This is a genomic window from Maribacter antarcticus DSM 21422, from assembly GCF_000621125.1.
Taxonomy (GTDB): domain Bacteria; phylum Bacteroidota; class Bacteroidia; order Flavobacteriales; family Flavobacteriaceae; genus Maribacter; species Maribacter antarcticus.
In genome coordinates, this window is sequence record NZ_JHZC01000011.1 from 1 (window position 1) to 22,455 (window position 22,455).

Genomic DNA, 22,455 nt, shown 5'->3' on the forward strand with positions numbered 1-22,455 from the left:
CTTCAGAAGCATGTGATTCGTTATCCTCGTCCAAGGCGAGGCCATAAAAAGTATCTTGGTCTACCGAAGCCTTGGAAGCTGAAAAGTCATAGTCTTCAGATGGCCAATGCCCAATTATTCTCCCTCCGTTTTTAAGAACAAATTCAGCAAGCATACCTACACCATCGATAAAGTAATCGTCGTAACCGAATTGATCACCCAGACCGAAGATTGCAATAATTTTATTTGTGAAATCAACGGTTTTGAAATCCTCAAAAAAGTCCTCCCAGTCACTTTGCAAATCTCCGTCGTACCAAGTGGATAAACCCAAAATGATAAAATCGTATTGTTCAAAGTAAGAGGTATCGATTTTTGAAACCGCTTGTACATCAATCTCCCAAAATTCACATTTCTGAACTATAGCGTACGTAATATCCTCAGTAGCACCGGTATCACTTCCATACACTAGCCCAATTTTAGTTCTATCGATTTCCATATCCTTCTATCTTGGTCTGTTAAACATAATGATTAGGAATCCTCCTTTTCTGATTTGTACTTTGCCACTTTTTGAAGGGTAGCCACTAAAAATGGTCTATTTACCACTATACCAGTCTTGTCCTTTACATCCTCGTTTCTTGTCTGAATGTCCAGGCTTTTAAAATGCTGTTCTGAAACTAGATTAGCGAATTTGGCAATATCGTATAGGCCAAAAGATTCGTCTACGAACGGCTTGTCTTTCATAAACGATCCCTCGACAAAAGTTACAACACAAATACCATCTGGTTTTAACACCCTATAGATTTCACATAAAAAAGCTTTGGGGTCCTGCCAAAAATAAATAGTGTTTACCGTCAAAATCCGATCAAAGAAATTATGTACATATGGTATCTTGATTCCATCGTATCTTAAAAACAAGGCTATTCTATCGCTTACGGACTTACAATTGATTTTGTTAGCTTCATCCACCATTACTTGAGAAATTTCCAATCCAAAGTAACGTAGGTTTGCTGCTTGCCTAAAGAGTACATTTAGATGGGCACAACTACCAGGGCCTATTTCCAGTATTCTATTCTTGTCCTTAATCCGTAGCACGGCAATAGAGTCAATAATCATCCCCTTATTACTTTCATACATAATACTACCTAGGTCTTTACCTGCCTCCCCTTTTGGACAGCGTAATTGTTCTGCGAGATTTAGGATTGCAGTATTGGAGGGTACTACCATTGCTAAGAATCCTTTGATGCTACCCTATTCTTCTTTAACGTGGCATCCATATTCAAGGTAAATTGAGTCCCCTTTATTAAATCTTCCATTCTGTGTAAAATTGGTTCGTCAACTTTCAGGCAGATATCGACTAATGGATTCTTACACCAAATCTTATCACATTTTTCACCACATTCAGAACAACCACAAGGACCATGTGACTTTTGGACAATACCTAACAAATATGCCAAATCGGCTCTTGACATAAAAAGGCCAACAGTATCTACCACCAATTGTATTTCACATTCTGGATTCTGACTGTTTTTTACGTGATACGTGGCACCGTATTCATTCTTGTAAATAAGATCCATGGGATTGTATTTATTATTATTGGCGATAAAAATACTACTATTTATATTTAATCTAAATAAATTTAATACTTTTAACATGTACTATTTTAATAATGAAAGAACCATACATCTTTAATCTATGCTTTCATAGTAGGTTAGCTGGGGACGGATTGTTGATCGAATTGGCGTTTCATAAAAGATAGTATTACTTACATTTAGTTAGTTTAGGGGGTGGTTTGTCGCATTACTTGCCACTCTCTTTTTAATTATGTTGTAAGAGTTACTTTTTATAAGAAACTCCTCAACTAACTCAGAAATTGAAATAATCTGTTACTCTAATCACTTAATACAAACCTATAAAACTGAGATTATGTGTCATAAAGTACATACGTTGGCTAAAAATGAAGATGGGCAACTTACCTATTGTTCTACCTGTGATATCTATCATCTATATTTCAATAATATCTATCTAGAATTTAAACAGTCCGAAATGGAATGCTTTAAAAAATTCGTTTCACAGATTGATGTAGCATACTGGGAATCTTCTTGCGACCGTGTGCTATTAAAACGAAGGATTCCCATACAGACCATGCAACAGAACCTCGCCATAGTGTTTAATAGGCGAGAACTCAATTCCCTGAAGGCGATTTTATTTAAAACAAGTACTGAAATAGACGCTCCAATTAGCTTATCGGAAATGGATTATGTACAGTATTTGAATTAAGGCCTCCGCACTACTACAAAAGTGAAATAATTACAATGACAAACCTTGCGAAAGAAATTGACGTTTATTTATTTCTCTAAAGGCAAGGTTCGCAGAAAAGTTGGACTTTTCCGTTCATCACAATCAAAAATGAATAAAATAAACATTTAAAAACGGATACTGATGTGCTACATCACAAGTGGTACGTACTAAACTGATGGAACAAAATATGCACATTCACCGTGTTTTATAGCGATGGTTAGGAAGAAAATTGGTTTTGTTTTATTACTTTATAACATGGGAATAGGGAACGAGACCACTCGCCGAAACTGATGTAGTAGAAGCGTTAAACTAGTGTCAATTCACATTTGCTAAGCTATTAGGGAGTGCTACTTATCTCAGCAAATTTAAAGAACTAACCACATGAAAAAAGTTCGATTTCTTACACCCCTCTTTGCCGTAGTAATCGGTAATGCCTGAAACCCATCAAAAGATAAACTGACCATTCCCAAAGGAAGATGGAATGTTGGTGGTAATCTTACCTTCAACACCTTTAAGAATACCGCAAACAAACAACCCTTAATCCGTGAAAACAAAACCATAAGTTTTACGGCTTTACCGAATATCGGTTATTCGATTGCTGAAAATACTATCCTAGGCCTAAGGTTTGGGTACAGCTTTCAAAACACAGAAAACTCCTTCATTGAGGGCAAGACCATTAATCATACAATTCTACACTAACAAATACCTTAGCTATAGCACCTTTTGTTAGGTGCTTTTTTCCGGTTGGTAAAAAGTTGGCACTCTCTCCACGGAGAATTAGGCTATGCTAATGCAAGTAGCGATGGAACCGACGAAAACATCGGTGTACTTATGTTATATCAAAAGGTCTCGCTTTAGAAACGGGAATAGGTTTTCTTGGTTATTCAACCACGGATTCTGAAACTAGCGATGCTACAAATTTACTAATCGGAACAGGAGAAACAAACAGCTTTACTTTTAATCTAAATCCATCTCAACTATTTTTTGAGCTTTCAGATTATTTTTAACCGTGACGTTATTTTTTCAAATAACAATGATTTAGAAGAATAATGGACGTGGTTTAGGCTTATTTTTATGGGTTATGGAGTCAATAAGCCCCTTTATTGGCGTATAATAACAGGATAGTTAAAGACTCATTTCAGACGTAATTTATGTTTGAAAATAAAATGGGGTCGTAAAATACCTAATAAAAATCAAATTTGTAATTTTACAAAAAGGTTTGTATGGCTTGCGTTAGTAGTTTCAATATCATAAAAGGAGTATTTACCGCTTTTCTGGAGGAAAACGGACATCGAAAAACGCCAGAAAGGTTTGCGATATTAGAGGAGATTTATAGTCTTGATGAGCATTTGGATATTGATTCCCTTTACATTGATATGAAGAACAAGAATTTTAGGGTAAGCCGTGCAACGCTATATAACACCATGGATTTGTTTTTGGAAAGCGGTCTAGTTCGTAAGCATCAATTTGGCGGTAAACATGCACATTACGAAAAATCTTTTTTTGATAAAAAGCACGACCATATTATTCTTACCGACACAGGGGAAGTAGTCGAATTCTGTGATCCACGAATAGAATCAATAAAGAAAACGATTGAGGAAATTTTTGATATTACAATCGATAATCATTCGCTCTATTTCTATGGCACTAGAAATTCGAACACCGAAGTAGAGAACAAACAGGCTATTTGAGTACAATAGCGCCAATTTTTTTGAGACGCCTGTTGATTCTACAAAAGGCCCTTATGGTATAATCAATACTGGCCTTAAGTATCGTCTTGCCCTAAAATTTCAGAGGCTCAATACTTTATTTAAAACAAAGCATACCCTACTCAAAATCAGCATTAAAGCAACCTTTATTTAGGTATTTAATGGGTATCCTAATTTCCACATTAAGCTAAATCCCCAAATATTACAACAGCTTGACCGCGCAAAAATCTTGTACGGTTTTTTTAGTGTTCCGGTAGATAAGCGTAAAGCAAAACCGCATAGAGCGTATTTTACTTTTACTTGAATCAGGGTAGTTTCTATTTTGCGTTCAGCTTTAGTTGGCGGTTCTTAAGTTCAACTATATCCAGTTCTATTTTTAAATGAGATTTCCTGAAGGTCGGTTCAATTTTAGTATGCTATCAAGAACCTTGTTAAAGATTCACCTGTCTTCACCTCTCGTCTTTATAAGCTCACGATATTTTTCAAACGAAACTCTTCCCTCCTCTATATTACATACTGCCCTAGTCATTTTGATGGAGGCCTTATCAACCAGCAAGGTGGAGTGTCTGCATTTGGTGAAGATTTACTACCATGGTACTTTCTCAGATGCGTGCTTACCTTTTCCTCAATATTCTCTAAGATATGCGATGGATTCTTTACCAACCATTACTTGATTTTTTCCCTATCAAAGAACAAAGAGCCATCGGTAGGCTTGGAAAAGAGTATCAACCATGCCGAGGTCAGCTTGTATATCTTGGAAAGGCCCCATCGCGTATACACCTTTAGATTGGTAACGTTGAACACCTTCTTCTTGACGAACGCGGCTTCGTCCAAATGATTTATTTTTTCGAGAAGTAACTGTACTAAGGAAGCATTTTGTTTGTCTATAGGCTTTCATATTATGTTTTTACATATTTTCCATAATTAGTCCATGGAACTATTTGAAAGCAATTTGGCTGTAATACGATATAGCGTCAAGTAAAGGATAGGCTTCTCCCCTTTTCGTTCTCTTTCCTTTTTATTTTAGTGCTATGCCAGTAATAAAAAGTGGTTTTCGATAGCTATTTTTAGGTCCATTAGACGTTTGAGGTTACAGTTTTTCCATCCCGAATATGCCTTGTGAAGCTCCTTTACCACACCTTCCTTCTCCTTTGATTTGAAATTTAAAGTGATGTAGTTGCAGAGACCAGCAAGGTTCTCTCCATAATAACCTTCTAAGTTCTCCTTGGAGATATAGTTCAGGAGCTCGAAAAGAGCCTAAAGTTGGGCAGTTTCCTATCGGTCAATGACAAGCATACCAATTTCTAGGAAATCTGTTTTCCTGACAACAGTTTTAAGAAGTCCTGCCTGCTTGTTTTTAGGTAGTCTTAAAAAGGCTCGTATTATCATAATCTACCCTATGAACAATTCGAGATTGCTGAAAGGGAACATCAAAGCTATGCCCGTTAACTTTTAAAAGTCTTTTCGGTTTTGAACGGGATAAGAGTTATTATATATTTCACCCCTACCAAAAAAGAACGGCCTCGCATTTCTACGAAGCCTTTGCCGCTTTTAGCTCCACCTCTGGACTCGAACCAAGGACCCTCTGATTAACAGTGCGATTATTTACCTTTTTCATTCGTTTTCATTTCTCTCAACCTCTCGAAACCCTAGTCTTCACTTGTTTTAATGCGTTTGCACCAAAAGTGCCATTTGTTTCACTTTGCGTCACCCCTTAATAGCAAAATCATGGTAAGCAACAAACTAAAACTGAAGCCTAACACCCACTTGGACGGGAAGCATTCCATCATCTTACAAGTGCTAAAAGACCGTCAGAAAAAGAGTATCGCTACCGGACTCTTAGTGAAAAAAGAGCGATGGGACGATAAAGCGCATTATTTTAAGACAAGACATCCGAATGCGATGCAAAACAATTGCCTTTTGGACACCATAAAAATTAAGGCCCGGAATATCATCTCAGAATATGAAATAAACGATATTGATTTCACCTTAAATGAGTTTGAAAGACGCTTCTGATTTGGTTCTAAAAGATGTAAAATAGACCTCTTCGGATTTTAGGAATCTTTTGTTAAGGATTTGATTCTTTCAGGAAGAACAGATTATGCGCGTAATAACCATGATACTATTCGTTCTCTAAAACGGTTTTATAAAAAACCAGTTTTACACATGCGTGAAATCAATGTGACCTTCTTAGATAAGTACGAAGTCTTTTTAAGAAGTAGAGGTGGCACCAATGGTGGTATTGCAGTTTGTATGCGAAGCCTTCGTATTATCATTAATTTAGTGATACGTATAGATTTGATAAAACAGAACCTCTACCCTTTTCATAAACACAAGATATCAAAGCATAGAGGTAAACGAATTAAGCATCCCTTAACAATCGCAGAAATAGCGTTTTTTAAAAATGTAGATTGTGAAGAAGATATCCAGTACAGCAATACTAAAAATTACTTTCTATTCAGTTTTTATACCCGAGGTATAAATTTTACAGCTATAATACGTCTTAGATGGTCAGAAATAATCAATCAAAGGGTTACCTACGACGGGCTAAAACACAGGGCAATTTCTCTCTAAAGATTCTTCCACCTTTTAGAGAGGTCCTAAATGATTACAATAAGAATAGGAGGGACACCAACTATGTCTTTCCAATGTTACTCCAAGATGTTTTGATACCCATACAAATTGAAAATTATAAACAAAAAATTCCGGGACACTACAATAAATTACCGTAGGTTCCATCTTCAGCGAGGCCCTTTCAATCGAGTATTATTTATAATTTCAAAATCAGCGATTACTTGGGTTATTGGGAGAAGTCAGCGTTAATACAAATATTTGGTTGATTAATTTTATCTCGTTTGGTTTTCGCAGTTTCGGTAATAGACACATAACACACGTTTAGTGTAAACGCTTGTTTTAATCTCTTTTGTAGTCGGTGCTTTCTCCACTTTTACTATTCTTGGGTGGAAATATTTTTGATACGACATACCCTACAATCATTGCTAAAGCAAAGGAAGGAGCTAGCACATCTAATTCTTTAAGATATAGGTCTATTCCTTCAATATTTACAAATACAAATTTGAATAATATCACTGACGTGAACCCAGTAATCATTGAAGAAATAGCTCCTTTTTCAGAATAGCCCTTCCAGAAAAGAGATAAAATAATTACAGGACAGAAGGTTGCGGCAATTCCAGACCAGCCAAATACCATAATCCAGAAAATCTGCCTATCAGGATAAAGGTTGTATAATAAAATGGCTATGCCAAGTGCAACTAGTGCCATAATAACAGTAACAATCCTAGAAAATTTCGTTAAGTCTTCGTCTTTTAAATCAGGTCTGAATATTTTCTGGTAGAAATCACGCGTAATAGCACTAGAGGCAAGAATGAGTAACGAATCAATTGTTGACATAATCGCTGATAGCACAATAGCAATGAAGATTGCAACTAGAATTGTTGGTAAGAACTCATGGGTTAACATACTTAAAACATTTTCACCACCAGTTCCTAACACTGCTTCTGGATCCTGCCCTTCCTTTGTGAAATAAATTCGAGCAAGAATACCAATCGTTACTGCTGCTGCACCTGTTAGGAGCGTAAAAAGAAGTGCAACCCACTTTCCTTTATCAATTTCATTTTCACTTTTAATTGACATAAAACGAACATAAACTTGTGGTGACCCTAAGAAGCCCAATCCAATCATCGAGAAACCTAGAATCGTAACTAAGTTCATCCACCCGTCATTACTTCTCCCCATTATTTGTGTTAGGGTGGGGTCAATGGCATTTAAGCCCTCGGTTATTCCAATTCCATGGTCCATAGAGAACCACACAACAATGGGTAGTAAAACCAATCCAAAAAACATTAAAACCCCTTGGAACATATCTGACCAAACCGCAGCTACGAATCCACCAATGAAAATATAGACCAAAACAATAGCGAAACCTACTAGGGCGCCTATTCGATAGTCAATATTCAGCAAGGATTCAAACGCGATTCCCGTTACATCCATTTGAGATGCGACATATATGACAACGAAAACTACTAGTGCAGAAGCAGAGATGATTCGAAGACTGTTTGTAGATGATTTAAAATGACTTTGAAGATAGTCCGGTATTGTAATCGCTTCATATTCATCAGACCGTCTTTTAAATCGTTTAGCCATAAATTGCCAGGAGATAAAAACTCCGAGTAATTCTCCAGCAACAACCCAATATCCAGAATAGCCTACCATGGCTCCCATTCCCGTTAAACCTATTAAAAGCCATCCGGATTCCCCCGTTGCTCTAGCAGAAAAGGCAACAGCCCAAAAGCCCATTTTTTTTCCTCCTAAATAGAAATCACTCATACTTTTGACTCGCCGCGAGGCTAGTATTCCGATTAAAAATAGAATGGAGACATAAATTACTAGGACAGTGATTTTTGTAATCATTATGTGTTTTTGATTATCGCTATTGAGATAGTATTCTTTTAAAGAGCAATTGGGAATGGTTTGGTGCGCTACTCCGTTTTGGCTAAACTAGGTTTAATCCCGTTTAGGTTCGGTTAGCAGCATATTTATTTTCAACAAATAGGACTTTTATTATGTACTATGTTTACGTTTTTTTTAACGAAACAAACTCAAATGCATTCTCCAGAATCTCTTTAAAATGCCCCGTATTTAAACTCCAATTTGCTGTTTTTGCTTGTTTACTTAAAATCCCCACTTGACCATTTTCTAAATTAAAAATTTTCATTCCTTCAAAACTGTGAATAGCTGGATAGTAAAAATGTAATGTGATTGCCCTTTTGGTTTTAGAGTTATTGCGAAGTTTATGGATAATACCATCAGGCTCAGGAGTCAAACCATCCCTCTCGTATCTGTCAATTGAGTATTCTAAGAGTTTATTATTATCAAACTTATAGGAGACATTATCCAATTCTCCTTCAAGAACCCAAACGTATCCAAACAAACCTTTATGATGGTGAACAGCACTTTCTACCCCTGCCGGCCAATTTATTAGTATACATTCGAATGGGTCAACTGTTAATATATTTCTTCCATAATCACCTATATTTTCTGGCGCATTGATGAATGCATGGTAATTGATACTATCTATATGTATTGCCTTGATAAATTCACCTAAGGTGTTGAAATTGACGTCAATTTCAAATGACTTGATTTTTTCAATAAGCTCCTTCATATTTTATGGAAGATTAAATAAATTTAATATTATTGCCTGTAAGTTGTTCTTTTACGGCTAGTTGTGTTGTTAAAACTAAGTTAGTAAATAGAAAACGAACAAGAGGGTAAGCCACCATATATACTGGTTGGTTTATTCAATATTCTCTTGGTCCATCCAATACAATAAGTAAGGTATGTTGTACGCATGAGTCCATCCAAATACGCGAAGACCTTGATTCGTCTGCCAATTAGTAAAACGCCCTTTACTTTCTGGAAGGTTTGATATTTTCAAAAGATCCTCACTATATTTTTTTGAATCAGTATATTCTTCTGATAATTTTTGTAATTCACCAACCTTTAAAACCTCTGCCCTTGCCAAGGCTTCTTCTAAATATCCTTTTTCACCACTGAATTCATATCCAAGAAGTAAGGGATAAATAGTGGCTAAATAAGATTCCATTTCATGATTTAATGGCGGCACATCCCTAACCCATCTGGCATGATTTAATAGCGCTTTTCTGACCTTTTCATCATTGAATATTTGTTGATACTTATAGAGGCCTTGAGTTACATAGGGTTGACTATAGCCATATCTATCTAATAATAGATTCCCTCCCTGTCTTTCTTGGAATTCTAGCATTAAACTCACCCTTTCATCTAATTCCTTTTTATACTTCTGTAATTTGGTTGCATCATAAAGTTCCACAAGATTAAGAACGGATAAGTACAATCTACGCCCTCTTAAATCGTGTTCGCCCCATATTCTGTTAAGGTATGTATCTCCCGTCATTTTGGCAACTTCCAAAGCCCTATGATCAGCAGAAAGATAATAAGATGCAATCCAACCCTGAATCCAAACATGCGCGCTTAATAAGGCATACCAATGTTCGTTTGCGTGCCTTCTCCCAATCCCTAAATAAGGGGTTGATTCTGGTTCGTTCTCATAATTCCAAAAATCAATAGCATCATTATTCGCACCATAATATGTCCGCTTTTTAGGCCAATGAATGTTATCTACATCCATTGTATGTCTACTCATTGCTTGAGCCATATTAAAATATTTTGCATCTCCAGTACGCATAAAATTCGTCCAAAGCATAAAATCAACCGTGGGTTCATTATTGGTCCACTGTACCCAACGATCATTAAAGAAATAACTCTTCCCATCCCCATAATTGAACATACCGTACCAAGGTTCATGCTTTTGATTGTAGCCCCACCATTGATATCTATACTGCAAAGCATTCTCAAACTTTGGGAATTTGGTTGACGCGGGCGCCATGTTACCATAAACTTTAGAACCCGTATACCATTCAGGTGCAGCATGGGCTACCGGACTGTCAAGAACATAGTCCATTTTCTGACCCACTTCTTTTGTATCTATATTGTCATGGAAATAATATATAAATTCCGTGGTCTTGGTGATGCCTTGAGCAAAATTTGCAAGCATTCCACCATCTTGTTCGGTATTGTGCCTTTCAAAGCTCATAGGACCATTTTCTAATGGCCATATACTGCCTGTAAGTATTCCAGATATTGGATCAATTTCAATACCCTTTGGATATTCCTTTAAAAAATTCTTTATTCCAACTCCTACACCTCTTTTCCCGTCAGCAATATTTACCCATCCTTTTGCTCTTTCAGATATCGCCACATTAGTCTCCCCTTTAGAAACTGTAGCTTCGAATACGAGTTCACTATTTAACTCCTTGTTATCTTCTTTTTTAAATCCGTTACGGTAAGCACTTCTTAAGCTTGTACTTTTCCTTCTTGCAGGGCCTTTTTGTAAAAGTTTAACGGCTTGTTCCTCGTTCAAAGAGACTTCCTGCAAAATAGTTTTAGCTTGGTCATCTTGCCAGCTTCCTTCATTTATTGGAATAGATACGTTTGCGTTTTCGTCAAGATGGTACTTAAGTTGAATTCCACTAGCTGCTATTTGGTCATTTGGCTGCGTCCATCCTAGGTCCTCCTCGGTATCTTCAGGCAAAATGCTTTTATTCTGGGTGGCTATAGAGTGATGTTCCCCTTCCTGTATCTTATGTTTATCCGGCACCCCAGTATAGGTCAATGTATGCAATACTTTGATATAACTTTTACCGGCATAAGCATGCAGCAACATGGTAAATGGTGATAGATTATTATCTGGCCTGTTATACCTATAAGTCCCCTCTATTCTAAAAATATTATGCATAGGCCCTGAACCCTTTTCCCTAAAAACTTCGTTGATAACTGCTTTAGAAGCATCTATCCCCGCATCATCCAAAAGATCTAGAAAAGAACCTCTATTTTCCTCTGGTGAAGAACCAATAAGTTCACGCTCTTCAAATGCCCCATTTTTGTCAGAATCTAAATAAACTTCATCTAGAAAACCATTACCCATTTTATGAATAGAGAAGGAAAGTGGTCCCGTATTAACATCTATACCTCCTTCAGGTCGCATATTGTTTGTTGAAACAATTTTTTCTTCAGAACGTATTGGTACAATTGAATCCCCATATTCTAGCACATAATCCGATGCCTCTTCCGAAAAGAAGAAAACCCACACCCATTTTATACTATCATCTACTGGACCCCAGTTTGCTACCTCAGTTGTCTGACAAGGAATCTCAATGCCTTCAGAAGTTAGTAAACGTATATGGTCAGGTGAATAGAGTTCTCCCTTTGGAAATGGTATCCCAAGCGTAACTGGCGCTCCCAAGGTATTATTTTCAATGGTGATTTTTACTTGTTTACCAGATTCTTTAGTTTCACATGATGTTACTAAAAAACATGCGATAAGTATTGTTATAATTCTTCTCATTTTTATAAAAATTCTTTAGAGACAAAGTGCAGCAGCCCCCAGTATCGGAGAATCTGCCAAATCAGATTTTTCTATTTTTAAATGTTCTATTTGTTTTTGATAAGCAAACGAATCAAGTGATTCTTTTATAGCTTCTTTATAGAAAGGATATGCCTTGCTTATGGAGCCTCCGAGAATAATTGCTTCTGGCGCATATAGATATAAAATAGATTTAATGGCCTGCCCTAAATGAAAGCCATATTCGTTAAATGCTTTTAAGGCAATTGAATCATCTTCAAGCGCTTTTTTAAATAGGCTCTTTGCGGATTGTCCATGTGTTTTATCAAAGAAAAAGCTACCCGCATAATGCTCCATAATGCCGTCTTTATAAGGAAGCATACCTACTTCCCCAGCGCCGCACAAAACACCGTTATACAACTTATGATCTATGATAATACCCATGCCGAGTCCGGTACCTAAGGAAAGGGCCACACAATTAGCGTACTCTTTTGCCTTACCAAAGTGCTTTTCACCCAATGCAAAACAATTGGCATCATTATTTATGTATACCGGAACCTGATAGTTCTGCTCAACCATTTCTTTTAGCGGAACGTTTTTCCATGCAGGTATATTCTGCACATCATAAACAACACCTGTTTCTGGATTAACCACGGCCGGAACTCCTATTCCTATAGCTTCAACCGAATCTGTCATTATTTCATCTATGGTTTGAAAAAGTTTTGCCAGTATGACTTTTTCGGAATTATCACGTGCTACTTCAACCAAATAACTTTGAAGTATCTCGTTGCCAAATATCCGTCCAGTTTTGATATTAGTACCACCAATATCAACACCTATAACCTGCGGTTTCCCTAGATTCATACGTCTTTCGATAAACTAAAAGTCTTATTAGTGACCAATGGTTTGGCCCAAAAACCTATGGTTAGTATAAAAATCAAGGGTATAATAAGAAAAAACATTCCAGCTTTAAGCGTCATCATCTCACCTAAACCTCCAACGATAAATGGTATTATAGCCCCACCAGCAATTCCAGTGCATAAAATACCCGATAATGAACCGTGGTGCTCTTTGACTGAGTTAAGCGCCAATGAAAAAATAATCGAATACATCACAGAGATAAAAAATCCAACCATTGGAAAACCTATCAGTGCCACTTTTGAGGAGCCTGTTAATGCTAGTATAAGACTGAGTATGGTAATTACAGTTGCCCAAATGAGTAATCTACGGCTATCCATAAACTTTATCAATACCAGTCCTAAAAGGCATCCTACCGTCAACATTGCCCAAAAATAAGACACAGTATCTGCGCCCACCGTTTGTGGGTCTAAACCGTGGTATTGAGACAAGAATTGAGAAATCCAATTACCAACCCCTTGCTCAGTTCCTACATAGCAAAAGATTCCCAGAAAATATAACAAGGTCCATTTGTTCTTTAAGAGATCCCAATAGGAACTGCTATCTCCTGCTTTTTCCTCTTCAGTTTTTTCAAACTTTGGATACTTGGTAAAAAAGACGTAAAAAAATAGAAAAAGTGCTATTGCAGCAAACACGATATACAGTGATGCCCATGGCAGATTTTCTGGCACATATCCCCTTAGGACATCTCCTAACGTACCACTTGATTCATTTTCTGTATTTACCAAATATTTATAGAGGTATGGACTTAAAAAAGATGCCGCACCAAAAACTAACTGCGCCAGTACAGAATTAAAAGCAAAATGTTCCTCTCCACCTGCTACCCGTAGCATTGGGTTTATGATCACCTGCAAAACGGCCATACAACAACCTAAAGTGAACAGTGTTACACTAAAAGTTCCATAACCAGGGAATAGAGCAAAACCCAAAGAAGCCAAAGTCATGACAAAGAATGATACAGAGAGTAATACTTTTTCACTATACTTTTCGGTTAGGAACCCTGCCGGTATTGACATAATCCCGTACGCTATAAAGAACGTGAACGGTAAAAAGCCAGTGGAAGTAAGGCTTAAATCAAAACTATCCTTAACATCTACAATAATCGAATTAAGTATGTTGGTAATGAAGGATATTACGAAAAATACCAGCATTACCAATCCAATAATATGGTAATACCTTTTTGCAGTAGGCTTACTATTTTCCATTATAAGTTTGGTTGGTTATTAAAATTATGAATGATATTGGGAAAGGTTGGCGACCCACGAGTTACTTACCACCCAACATCGGGAACATTTCTTTGATTTCCTGGTCTGTTGGCTGCTTCCCATATTCGCAAATTTCAAAAAACTCAACTTGCTTAACGTTTGAAGTGTTGACATTAGGGTACCATTTTTTAACAGCCTCCAAAGTACCTGCATCTGGTTTTCTGTTCATCCATCTTGCCTTTAACCAAGCCAAACGCTCTGTTTTACTTGTTGGAATTGTAGCGGGATCAGTTCCATTGGTCCACGGTAGCCACTCAAACATTTGCGACTCATGCGCTGCCAATCCCATTACTTTCGTATCAATAACATCATCAATTATTACCGCAACATCCTTTTGAAAAGGATAAGGTTTTTTAAAGTTATCACTCATATAAAGAAAAACAGGGTTCTTTTTAAGCGGCGGGGTATCTGGAGCAACATTGGGCACAATGTTCATGTACGCAGCATCCTGCACAACCGATCCCGCATTCCGATGATCAGGATGATAATCATTTGGTCTAAGTCCTAATACGATATCCGCATCCCAATTTCGAATTCTTCTTATAACTTCTAATCTTACAGTTAATGTTGGGAACAATTCACCATCATGATTATCCAAAACCTCATACTCCGCTATACCCAAGGCTTTTGCCGCATCCTTAGCCTCTAGCCTGCGTCTTTTGGCTAATGGACCACCTCCCATACTTTGGTGCCCTGCATCACCGTTGGTAAGAGCCAAGAATTTTACATTATGCCCCATTTTAGCAAACAATGCTGCTGTCCCTCCAAACTTTGAATCACAATCGTCTGGGTGTGCACCAATAGCTAGTATATTCAATACTTTTTTTTCTTGTGCTTGACCCATCGTAAATGCTAAGCACAAGCATATAATTAATGTAAATTTCTTCATAACGTTATTCTATTAAATTAAAATTTCTCAGGTATTAGTATAGCATCTTTTCAAAGCGTTGAAAGCACAGTTAATCGAGTACTATTATTTGAGAAGAACCCATAGCACTATAAAAAGGAAATTCATAGTATGGGTTCACTCAAACAAACTCAAATAATTAAGCCATTTCATTGCTATTGATGGTCATTAATTTTGGATAAAATTTGGATTGATGTCTATTTCCCGCTGCGGTATAAAGAATACGTTTCTTATATCCCCTGCATTAATAACATCGGACTCCGATTCTATTAATTTGTCAGTTACAACTCCAAACCTTTTAAGGTCTGGCCAACGATGATTTTCAAATGCAAGTTCCACTTGCCGTTCTTTAAGTAATTTGTCTTGAAAAGAACCTGGCGTCGTAGCATCTATAGCATCCAGCCCAGCCCTAGTCCTAACTTCGTTTATCAAGTCATAGCTTTCCGGTGATTCTCCTAGAGCTTCCGCAAGCATTAATAGCACATCTGCGTATCTAAAAACCACAAAATTGTTATCTGAATCATTTTCTTGCGGTGGATTACTTTCATATTTCCTTACATAATTCTGTTCTATAACCTCTTCATTAACATTAATCCAAGAAGTGCCCATAGAAGGCTCAAAACGTAAGTCCCCTTCCTCAAAAGCGTTTACAAGCACATCAGTTGGTCTATTTCTTCCAAATCCCTGCCCAGTCTGCAAATCACCACTTGGGGAAAACTCGTTTGTTAAAAGACTTCCTTGACCTATACCACCACTTATAAACTGCACCTCAAATATGGCCTCAACGTTATTCTCATTACCTGTACCCCATAAATCGGCATAATTTGTTACTAATTCATAGTTGTAATTATTGATAACTCGTCGTAAAGTAGTTTCAGCCTCAGCAGTATTCCCAAGGGTCAACTGAACTTTTGCTAGTAACGTAGCCGCTGCTCCTTTACTGGCCCTAATTGTATTACTTGAAGATAGATTGCCTTCAGCAACCGCTAAATCCGATGCCAATTGGTTATAAACAGTAGTCGCATCTACTTGGGTAAGATCATCACCAGGAGCAAATGGAGTTAATTGTAATGGAATATTACCAAAGGCAACTGCCAAATGATAGTACATTAACGATCTAAGAAAAATTGCCTCGCCTATGATACTGTTTTTGACAGCTTCTTCTATGTCAACGACATTGTCTATCCTTTCAAGAATAACATTACAGTTTGCAATTACCCGATATGATCCGCTCCAGGCAGCATCCACCTGTTCGTTTAATGGATCTTCGGTAAATTGATTAATTTCTGTATATTGTCTAGCCAAACCCGTTGCATCTGGGCCTTGATCCGTGTTATCTGAACGCATTTCAAACAAAGCCCAATAGGCTCTATTATACACACCTGCATCCTGCAGTCCTGCATAACTTGCATTTATAGCAGCTCCAAAATCATCTGCAGTATTATAAAAATCAGCCTCATTCCTATTGGAGATTGGTGCTAAGTCCGTAAAATCCTCACTGCATGCTGATGTTACGCATGTCATTAAGAATACTATGATTATTTTTTTCATCTTTTACAGTTTTAAATTAAAAAGTTAGATTTACTCCCATGGTAAAAGACCTTGTTAGTGGATATGCTCCATAATCTTCTCCAGGAGTCAAGCTATTATTGGATATATTACTCACCTCTGGGTTATACCCTAAATAATCGGTGAATGTAACAAGGTTAGTTCCAGTAATATAAAATCTTAGTCTATCGATACCACTATTACCAAATAATTTCTTAGCTGGCACTGAGTATCCTAACGTGACATTTCTTAGACGAATAAAAGATCCGTCTTCTACTTGATAAGAAGAGGGTCTGTTGTTGTTCCCATGATTACCGGTCTCCCTATCAGCTCTTGGCACTATTCCATTTCCGGGCTCAGCAGCTGAACGCCATCTTTGATTTAGTATGCCGTAAGCATTGAAATTTGCTTCTCCATTTTTCATGTGGCGTGATGTCAGGTTTAAAATCTCGTTTCCTTCAACCCCTTGAATCAAAAAGCTAAAATCAACGTTTTTATACCTGAATCTATTATTAATACCCCATGTAAAATCAGGAAAATAACTTCCTGTAACCGTTCTATCATCTGGAGTTATTTGACCATCGCCATCAACATCCTTGAATCTAAAGTCACCTGGTGCTGCATTTGGAGCTTGTGTATCTGCAGGTGCATCGTCAATCTCAGCTTGAGTTTGATATATACCATCTACCACATAACCATAATAACTGCCTATGGGGTCTCCAACCCTAGTTACGTGCCTAACACCAGCACTACCTGCCGAAAATATAGGTTCATTGCTTTCATTAAGAGATAGTACTTCATTTTTATTTGTAGAAAAATTTAAGTTGGTCTCCCATGAAAATTCTCCAACAAAATTCTTAGTACTTAGTGCTAATTCAAATCCACTATTCTCTACTTCTCCCAAATTCTGTAACGTTGTCTGGAAACCTGAAACTGAAGAGATACTTACATTCAATAACAAATCGGACGTTTTAGTGGTATAATAATCCGCCAATAAAAAGACCCTGTTTTTGTAAAGACCTAACTCCAGACCTATATTAATTTGTTGCGATTTCTCCCAAGTTAATTCTGGGTTGGGAATGGTACTTTGTATCAATCCATTCACCTCGTTTCCAGCAAGGTTATAATTATCAGGGGAAAGCAGGCCAATTGCTCCATAATTAGGGATTTCAAAATTCCCTGTTTCACCCCAACTAGCTCTAAGTTTCAATTCTGAAATAGCCTCAACCGATTGCAAAAAGCTCTCTTCATTTAAACGCCATCCCGCAGAAACTGATGGGAAGTATCCTGTTTGATTATCGGCTCCAAACCGTGAAGAACGATCAGAACGAATAGTTCCAGTAAAAAGATATTTGTCTTTAAATGCGTAATTCAATCTAAACAAAGAGGAGGCTAAAGTCCATTGTTCTTGTACTGAATTACCAGCAAATACTTGCCCTCCACTTATTGTCTTTACCAAGTCATCTGGGAAATTGTCTGCCAAAACTTGCTTTATTGAAATATTGTCCTTTTGGGCTGTATATCCTAAAACAGCATTTACAAAATGATCATTAAATTCCTTTTCCCAATTCAAGGTATTCTCCCACACCCAATTCACCTCAGTAGAAGAAGTTGCCTGCGCAAAAGACTCACCTTCAGCAGAATTTCTGTACAATAATGAATTCCCTCTGTACAAATCCTGATTGTATAAATTAATATAGGTACCCCCAAAAGTTTTAAAGGTTAGCTCAGGTAAAATATCATAGGATAGACCTAGGGATGCTCGGGTTTGAAACTGAAATATTTCATCATCTACCCCTTCAATAATGGCTAGTGGATTACTAGCTGTTGTGGTTGCCCCACCCAAAAAGGATTGGTTATTCCGTTGGTTTATAGTGCCATCAGGATTTAAAGGCGCTACGGTTGGCGAATGCACCAGCCCTGAATAAATAACACCCGGTGGTCTAGCAAAATAGGGTGCAGATGCAGGTACTCTTTGATTTTCAGTGATTGTCGGGGCTACTCTTAAATCTAAATTCAGTTTATCCGTTAGCTGAGAATTTAAGTTTAACATCATATTGTAACGCTCAAATTTTGCTTTTTCGACTACACCAGTTTGCTTATAATACCCAACAGATGTAAAGAAACTTGTGTTGTTCTTAATTGGCGACGCATATGAAAAATTATAATTGTTTACGATACCCGTCTTAAACATGGTGTCTTGCCAATCCGTATCAGTACCGTCCCAATCGATGAAGGATTGAGGCATTTCATAGTTGGCATTACCTCTATCGCCTGGTCCAATAGGATCATCAATAGACGCTCCTGGTACCGAGGATAGGTAATTATTATTCCGTGCATCTCGGGTAAAATCTATTAGTTCCGGAGCATTCATTAAATCAATTTTATTAGCGACATCCTGCATACTAATAAATGAGTCAAATGAAAACTTACCCTCGTCAGTCGTTGATCCCTTTTTTGTAGTAATCAACAACACTCCATTTCCTCCTCTAGAACCATATATTGCAGCAGCAGAAGCATCTTTTAACACTTGGATTGACTCAATATCATTTGGATTTAAAGTTGCAAGTGGATTAACTGGCGGTGGCTGAAAAGCTGATCTTCTCCGGGCCACGCCTCCGTTAACGCCCACTGATGTAAGGTTTCTAGATATTGGGATTCCATCAATTACAAATAATGGGTCATTCCCAGCGGAAATGGAGCCTGAACCCCTAATCCGAATGTTTGGGCTTGCGCCTGGCTCACCAGAAGTTTCTTGAACTTGAACACCAGCAACTTGGCCAATGATAGCAGCCTCTGGACTTAATGACGGAACCTCAGTAATAGTTTCTGGAGTAATAGAAACTACGGAACCCGTTACTCTTTTTTTAGATAAGGTTCCATAACCAACAACTACGACCTCTTCTAAAGCTGCCGCATCTTCCTCAAGACTTACAGTAATCGAGGTTTGACCTGAAACTTCAACTTCCTTAGATTTGAATCCCAAATAGGAAACTCGAATTTTAGAAACACCTGTTGGCATTAAAATTTCGAAATTTCCATCAAAGTCAGTTGTTGCTCCAACAGTTGTGCCTTTTGCTATAACAGTTGCTCCTGGTAAAGGTACGCCGCTCATGTCAGTAACCATTCCTTTAAGACTTGTCTGTAAATTAGGCAGCTCTTGCTGTATGGTAGGAGCGGAATTACCCAATTTGATGGTTTCCTTTCTGGTTATAACAATCTGGCTAGACAGTATTTGATAATCCAAATCTGTGCCATCGAATACTTCCTTCAAAAGATCTTCAACACAAAGATTACTTTTTTTGATGATTACTTTACGGTTTAAATTTACCTCAGATGCTTCGTAAAAAAATTTATGCCCTGTCGTATTTGTTATTGTTTCAAATATGTGACCAAGATTCTTAGTTTTAAGACTAATGGTTACAATGTTTTCCTGTGCACAGTTACTTGCATTAGCGTAGCTAAAAAATAGCAGCATACATAAGAATAACATTAAGCTCTTTGGAAACTTTAGAGCTTTAGCACATATGATTTTCTGTTTTTTCATAATTAATTTGGTCTAGTTAGTAATTGATTTCTCTTTTGTTAGCAATTGATTTTAGTCATAGGCATTGTTATTTTTTAATTATTATCGTTTTTCCGTTTTTGGTGTAATTGAAATAGGTGTGGGTTTGTATTGTTTTTAATACTAAATCAATATCCTCTTTATCAAACATACCTGTAAACCTTAATTCACCCAGAATATCACTTTCATTAACAATGTGAACATTGAATTGACGTTCCAATTTTTTTATGATTTCTGACATTTTTTCATTTTCAAAATACACAATACCCTTGGTCCATGCTATGTATGGAGTTACATCCACATCTTCAATAAAAAATGATTGATTTAAAATTTTAGAATTCGTAAGCTTTTGAGATGGCTTTAACATGGTAAGAAGTTCCCCATTAGAATCTTTTTCAGCACCAACACCAATAGAACCTTCTACCAATACCACTTCAGATATAGTATCCTCATCGTAGTTGGATATATTAAACACGGTACCAAACACCTGGGTATACATTTCATCAGTTTTTACCACAAAAGGCTTACTTGTATTTTTGGCTATTTCAAAAAATGCCTCTCCTTTTAAAAAGACTTCCCTTTTGCTTTTACCTTCAAAACTGGAAGGGTATCTTAATTCTGATCCAGAATTCAACTTAATAACTGATCCATCCTCCAATATGACTGATAAAATTTTACCGTTAGGAACTCTTAAAACATTATTATCGGATTTAACTCCACTAGTCTTTTTCCAATCATGACGTATTGTACCATGGTTAAGATAAATGTTAGCAATTCCATTTTTGCTTTTTAAAATAGTATCATTATCGTGCTCCAGATTGATAATCTCACCAGTATCTAATTGGAGGGTTATTTGATTTGAATCAAACGTTGGTTGAAGGGTGGCTGTTGAATTCGTGTTCGTAATTAAGTAGATAGAAGACGTAATTAAAACCAATAGCGCTGCAGCATATCCCCATACGTGTTTATTAGCATAAAATGACATTAACCTTCCTGTCTTCTTATCTCTAATACTTTTCAAAAATTGTGTGAAAGCGGGTCTAGAATCCAAAGATTTACTTTGGTAATTAATTAAAAAATCAGCTTGAATTATTTTCTTAAATACTTCTTGGTTCCCTTCCTTCTTCACCCATTCATAAAGTATTGAAACTTCTTCTGTGGTTGCTTCTTGGTTAAGATATTTTGTAATTATTCTTCTAATGTCAAGCTTGGTCATCTAAAAAAATTAAGTCTCCTTATTTAAAAGACGTAGATTTTATTAAAAACCCTTACTGTTAATTCAATTTTTTAATAAATTAATTTGGAATACTAAGGAAATAGCCCGTGTACCTTATTAACACATAAACTAAGAAATAATTCATACCAAATTAGAAGAATAGGGATAACTGTGTTCTAAGTCTTTTTATGGCTTTGGACATATGTGCTTCAACAGTCTTAATAGAAATATGCAGCTCTTCTGAAATTTCTTTATACCTAAGACCATCCTTTTTACCCATTATAAATACTTTCTTACATCGTTCGGGTAAATTTTCAATTTCTACTTCCATCTGTTTCAATCTTTCATCAAAAAGTGAGGAATCTGTCTCTAAAATTTCTAAATGTGCCTCCTGCTTAAGGCTATCTAAGAATGCTAATTCTTTCTTTTTTTTTCTTTGTGTATCTATAAAAAGATTAAGCGCAATTACAAAAAGGTATCTTTTAAGGCTGTCTTCTTTAATGTGAATTATTTCTTTCTTGTCCCAAAATTTTATAAAAGCCTGTTGTGCAACTTCTTCGGCAACCCTAAAATCTCCAGAAACAGCTGTAATATAGTTGCAAAGGTCTTGGTAGTAGCTTTTGAAAAAAAAACCATAGGCCTCTTCAGAGCCTTTCTTTAGCTCTTCAATGAGAATTTTTTCATTTACGTATTTTGGTTCGGTTGACACAACAAACAATTTAAATCAAGCTATAAGAACAAGGTCCAAAAAGAGTATAACTTTGTATTTAAAAGACTTTACTTCCACTGATTAAGACTATATGTTCCACGAAATTAATTAGAATAAAATTTAAGACTATCTGTAAAATATGTTCACCAACTCTTTTAATTGATGTCATCATCTTTAAAGACCGAACTATAGATGTATACTCCAACAACTTATCTTAAAAGTATAAAAATAAAAATACATACAAACTGTTTTCTAATAATTTAGATTCTTAGTTTTTTAATTTTTATTGTATCAATTAAAAATCATCATAATATTTCACAAATCGTCACCAGTATAATCAGCCTATAAACAGAACTCTCTATAAACAAAGGAATAGTGATT

General features: G+C 36.6%; 18 protein-coding genes. 4 read left to right on the forward strand and 14 right to left on the reverse strand.

Annotated features, from left to right (window positions below; genetic code table 11):
* The 3 genes from Q360_RS0111455 to Q360_RS0111465 form a co-directional block, all read right to left on the reverse strand.
* Nucleotides 1–475, reverse strand: a 475-nt coding sequence (locus tag Q360_RS0111455) for a flavodoxin (protein ID WP_036195767.1), incomplete at its 3' end; no start/stop codon positions are given.
* A gap of 32 nt (nt 476–507) precedes the next feature.
* Nucleotides 508–1,203, reverse strand: coding sequence for a class I SAM-dependent methyltransferase (locus Q360_RS23045; protein ID WP_051554681.1), 696 nt, complete (start codon nt 1,201–1,203; stop codon nt 508–510).
* Between the two features lie 2 nt (nt 1,204–1,205).
* Entirely contained in the window at nt 1,206–1,631 is a 426-nt protein-coding gene (locus tag Q360_RS0111465) for a hypothetical protein (RefSeq protein ID WP_036195770.1), read from the reverse strand.
* Between the two features lie 271 nt (nt 1,632–1,902).
* Here Q360_RS0111465 and Q360_RS0111470 point away from each other — a divergent pair, with 271 nt between their 5' ends.
* Together Q360_RS0111470 and Q360_RS0111475 are read left to right on the forward strand one after the other, a co-directional pair.
* Entirely contained in the window at nt 1,903–2,256 is a 354-nt protein-coding gene (locus Q360_RS0111470) for a DUF6686 family protein (RefSeq protein WP_027077228.1), read from the forward strand.
* Nucleotides 2,257–3,500: 1,244 nt separating this feature from the next.
* Nucleotides 3,501–3,968, forward strand: coding sequence for a Fur family transcriptional regulator (locus tag Q360_RS0111475; RefSeq protein ID WP_027077229.1), 468 nt, complete (start codon nt 3,501–3,503; stop codon nt 3,966–3,968).
* A gap of 684 nt (nt 3,969–4,652) precedes the next feature.
* On the opposite strand, the gene Q360_RS0111480 is transcribed toward Q360_RS0111475, so the two are convergent.
* Nucleotides 4,653–4,820: a hypothetical protein gene (locus Q360_RS0111480; protein WP_156950090.1), complete on the reverse strand. Its 168-nt coding sequence runs from the start codon at nt 4,818–4,820 to the stop codon at nt 4,653–4,655.
* A gap of 894 nt (nt 4,821–5,714) precedes the next feature.
* On the opposite strand from Q360_RS0111480, the gene Q360_RS0111485 reads away from it, so the two are divergent.
* Nucleotides 5,715–6,002 carry an Arm DNA-binding domain-containing protein gene (locus tag Q360_RS0111485; RefSeq protein ID WP_027077231.1) on the forward strand — a complete coding sequence of 96 codons (288 nt, stop codon included), beginning with the start codon at nt 5,715–5,717 and terminating at the stop codon, nt 6,000–6,002.
* A gap of 60 nt (nt 6,003–6,062) precedes the next feature.
* Nucleotides 6,063–6,560 (forward strand): phage integrase SAM-like domain-containing protein, encoded by a 498-nt coding sequence (locus tag Q360_RS0111490; protein WP_027077232.1) that lies wholly within the window; start codon nt 6,063–6,065, stop codon nt 6,558–6,560.
* 339 nt (nt 6,561–6,899) lie between these two features.
* Here the strand turns inward: Q360_RS0111490 and Q360_RS0111495 are convergent, their stop codons facing one another.
* From Q360_RS0111495 to Q360_RS23050, 10 genes are all read right to left on the reverse strand, one after another.
* Nucleotides 6,900–8,417, reverse strand: a complete 1,518-nt coding sequence (locus tag Q360_RS0111495; RefSeq protein WP_027077233.1) for a sodium/proline symporter — start codon at nt 8,415–8,417, stop codon at nt 6,900–6,902.
* 163 nt (nt 8,418–8,580) lie between these two features.
* Nucleotides 8,581–9,168, reverse strand: a complete 588-nt coding sequence (locus tag Q360_RS0111500) for a cysteine dioxygenase (RefSeq protein WP_027077234.1) — start codon at nt 9,166–9,168, stop codon at nt 8,581–8,583.
* Between the two features lie 132 nt (nt 9,169–9,300).
* Nucleotides 9,301–11,949 (reverse strand): exo-rhamnogalacturonan lyase family protein, encoded by a 2,649-nt coding sequence (locus tag Q360_RS0111505; protein WP_027077235.1) that lies wholly within the window; start codon nt 11,947–11,949, stop codon nt 9,301–9,303.
* Between the two features lie 15 nt (nt 11,950–11,964).
* Nucleotides 11,965–12,810 (reverse strand): ROK family protein, encoded by an 846-nt coding sequence (locus Q360_RS0111510; protein WP_027077236.1) that lies wholly within the window; start codon nt 12,808–12,810, stop codon nt 11,965–11,967.
* Entirely contained in the window at nt 12,807–14,069 is a 1,263-nt protein-coding gene (locus Q360_RS0111515) for an MFS transporter (RefSeq protein WP_027077237.1), read from the reverse strand. The genes Q360_RS0111510 and Q360_RS0111515 overlap by 4 nt, the downstream gene beginning before the upstream one ends.
* Nucleotides 14,070–14,130: 61 nt before the next feature.
* Nucleotides 14,131–15,018, reverse strand: a complete 888-nt coding sequence (locus Q360_RS0111520; protein WP_027077238.1) for a PIG-L deacetylase family protein — start codon at nt 15,016–15,018, stop codon at nt 14,131–14,133.
* A 186-nt stretch (nt 15,019–15,204) separates the two neighbouring features.
* The gene (locus Q360_RS0111525) at nt 15,205–16,587 is read right to left on the reverse strand and encodes a RagB/SusD family nutrient uptake outer membrane protein (RefSeq protein WP_027077239.1); all 1,383 of its coding nucleotides are present in this window, start codon (nt 16,585–16,587) and stop codon (nt 15,205–15,207) included.
* A 16-nt stretch (nt 16,588–16,603) separates the two neighbouring features.
* Nucleotides 16,604–20,131 (reverse strand): TonB-dependent receptor, encoded by a 3,528-nt coding sequence (locus Q360_RS0111530; protein WP_027077240.1) that lies wholly within the window; start codon nt 20,129–20,131, stop codon nt 16,604–16,606.
* Between the two features lie 67 nt (nt 20,132–20,198).
* Nucleotides 20,199–21,365 (reverse strand): FecR family protein, encoded by a 1,167-nt coding sequence (locus Q360_RS0111535; RefSeq protein WP_027077241.1) that lies wholly within the window; start codon nt 21,363–21,365, stop codon nt 20,199–20,201.
* 151 nt (nt 21,366–21,516) lie between these two features.
* Entirely contained in the window at nt 21,517–22,074 is a 558-nt protein-coding gene (locus Q360_RS23050; protein ID WP_036195793.1) for an RNA polymerase sigma factor, read from the reverse strand.
* Nucleotides 22,075–22,455: the final 381 nt, after the last annotated feature.

What these genes read in the sequence shown, in the direction of transcription:
- Q360_RS0111505 (WP_027077235.1), bottom strand. Translation starts at nt 11,949, where the DNA reads ATGAGAAGAATTATAACAATACTTATCGCATGTTTTTTAGTAACATCA.
- Q360_RS0111470 (WP_027077228.1), top strand. Translation starts at nt 1,903, where the DNA reads ATGTGTCATAAAGTACATACGTTGGCTAAAAATGAAGATGGGCAACTT.
- Q360_RS0111465 (WP_036195770.1), bottom strand. Translation starts at nt 1,631, where the DNA reads ATGTTAAAAGTATTAAATTTATTTAGATTAAATATAAATAGTAGTATT.
- Q360_RS0111525 (WP_027077239.1), bottom strand. Translation starts at nt 16,587, where the DNA reads ATGAAAAAAATAATCATAGTATTCTTAATGACATGCGTAACATCAGCA.
- Q360_RS0111485 (WP_027077231.1), top strand. Translation starts at nt 5,715, where the DNA reads ATGGTAAGCAACAAACTAAAACTGAAGCCTAACACCCACTTGGACGGG.
- Q360_RS0111510 (WP_027077236.1), bottom strand. Translation starts at nt 12,810, where the DNA reads ATGAATCTAGGGAAACCGCAGGTTATAGGTGTTGATATTGGTGGTACT.
- Q360_RS0111515 (WP_027077237.1), bottom strand. Translation starts at nt 14,069, where the DNA reads ATGGAAAATAGTAAGCCTACTGCAAAAAGGTATTACCATATTATTGGA.
- Q360_RS23045 (WP_051554681.1), bottom strand. Translation starts at nt 1,203, where the DNA reads ATGGTAGTACCCTCCAATACTGCAATCCTAAATCTCGCAGAACAATTA.
- Q360_RS0111520 (WP_027077238.1), bottom strand. Translation starts at nt 15,018, where the DNA reads ATGAAGAAATTTACATTAATTATATGCTTGTGCTTAGCATTTACGATG.
- Q360_RS0111495 (WP_027077233.1), bottom strand. Translation starts at nt 8,417, where the DNA reads ATGATTACAAAAATCACTGTCCTAGTAATTTATGTCTCCATTCTATTT.
- Q360_RS0111535 (WP_027077241.1), bottom strand. Translation starts at nt 21,365, where the DNA reads ATGACCAAGCTTGACATTAGAAGAATAATTACAAAATATCTTAACCAA.
- Q360_RS0111500 (WP_027077234.1), bottom strand. Translation starts at nt 9,168, where the DNA reads ATGAAGGAGCTTATTGAAAAAATCAAGTCATTTGAAATTGACGTCAAT.
- Q360_RS0111475 (WP_027077229.1), top strand. Translation starts at nt 3,501, where the DNA reads ATGGCTTGCGTTAGTAGTTTCAATATCATAAAAGGAGTATTTACCGCT.
- Q360_RS0111530 (WP_027077240.1), bottom strand. Translation starts at nt 20,131, where the DNA reads ATGAAAAAACAGAAAATCATATGTGCTAAAGCTCTAAAGTTTCCAAAG.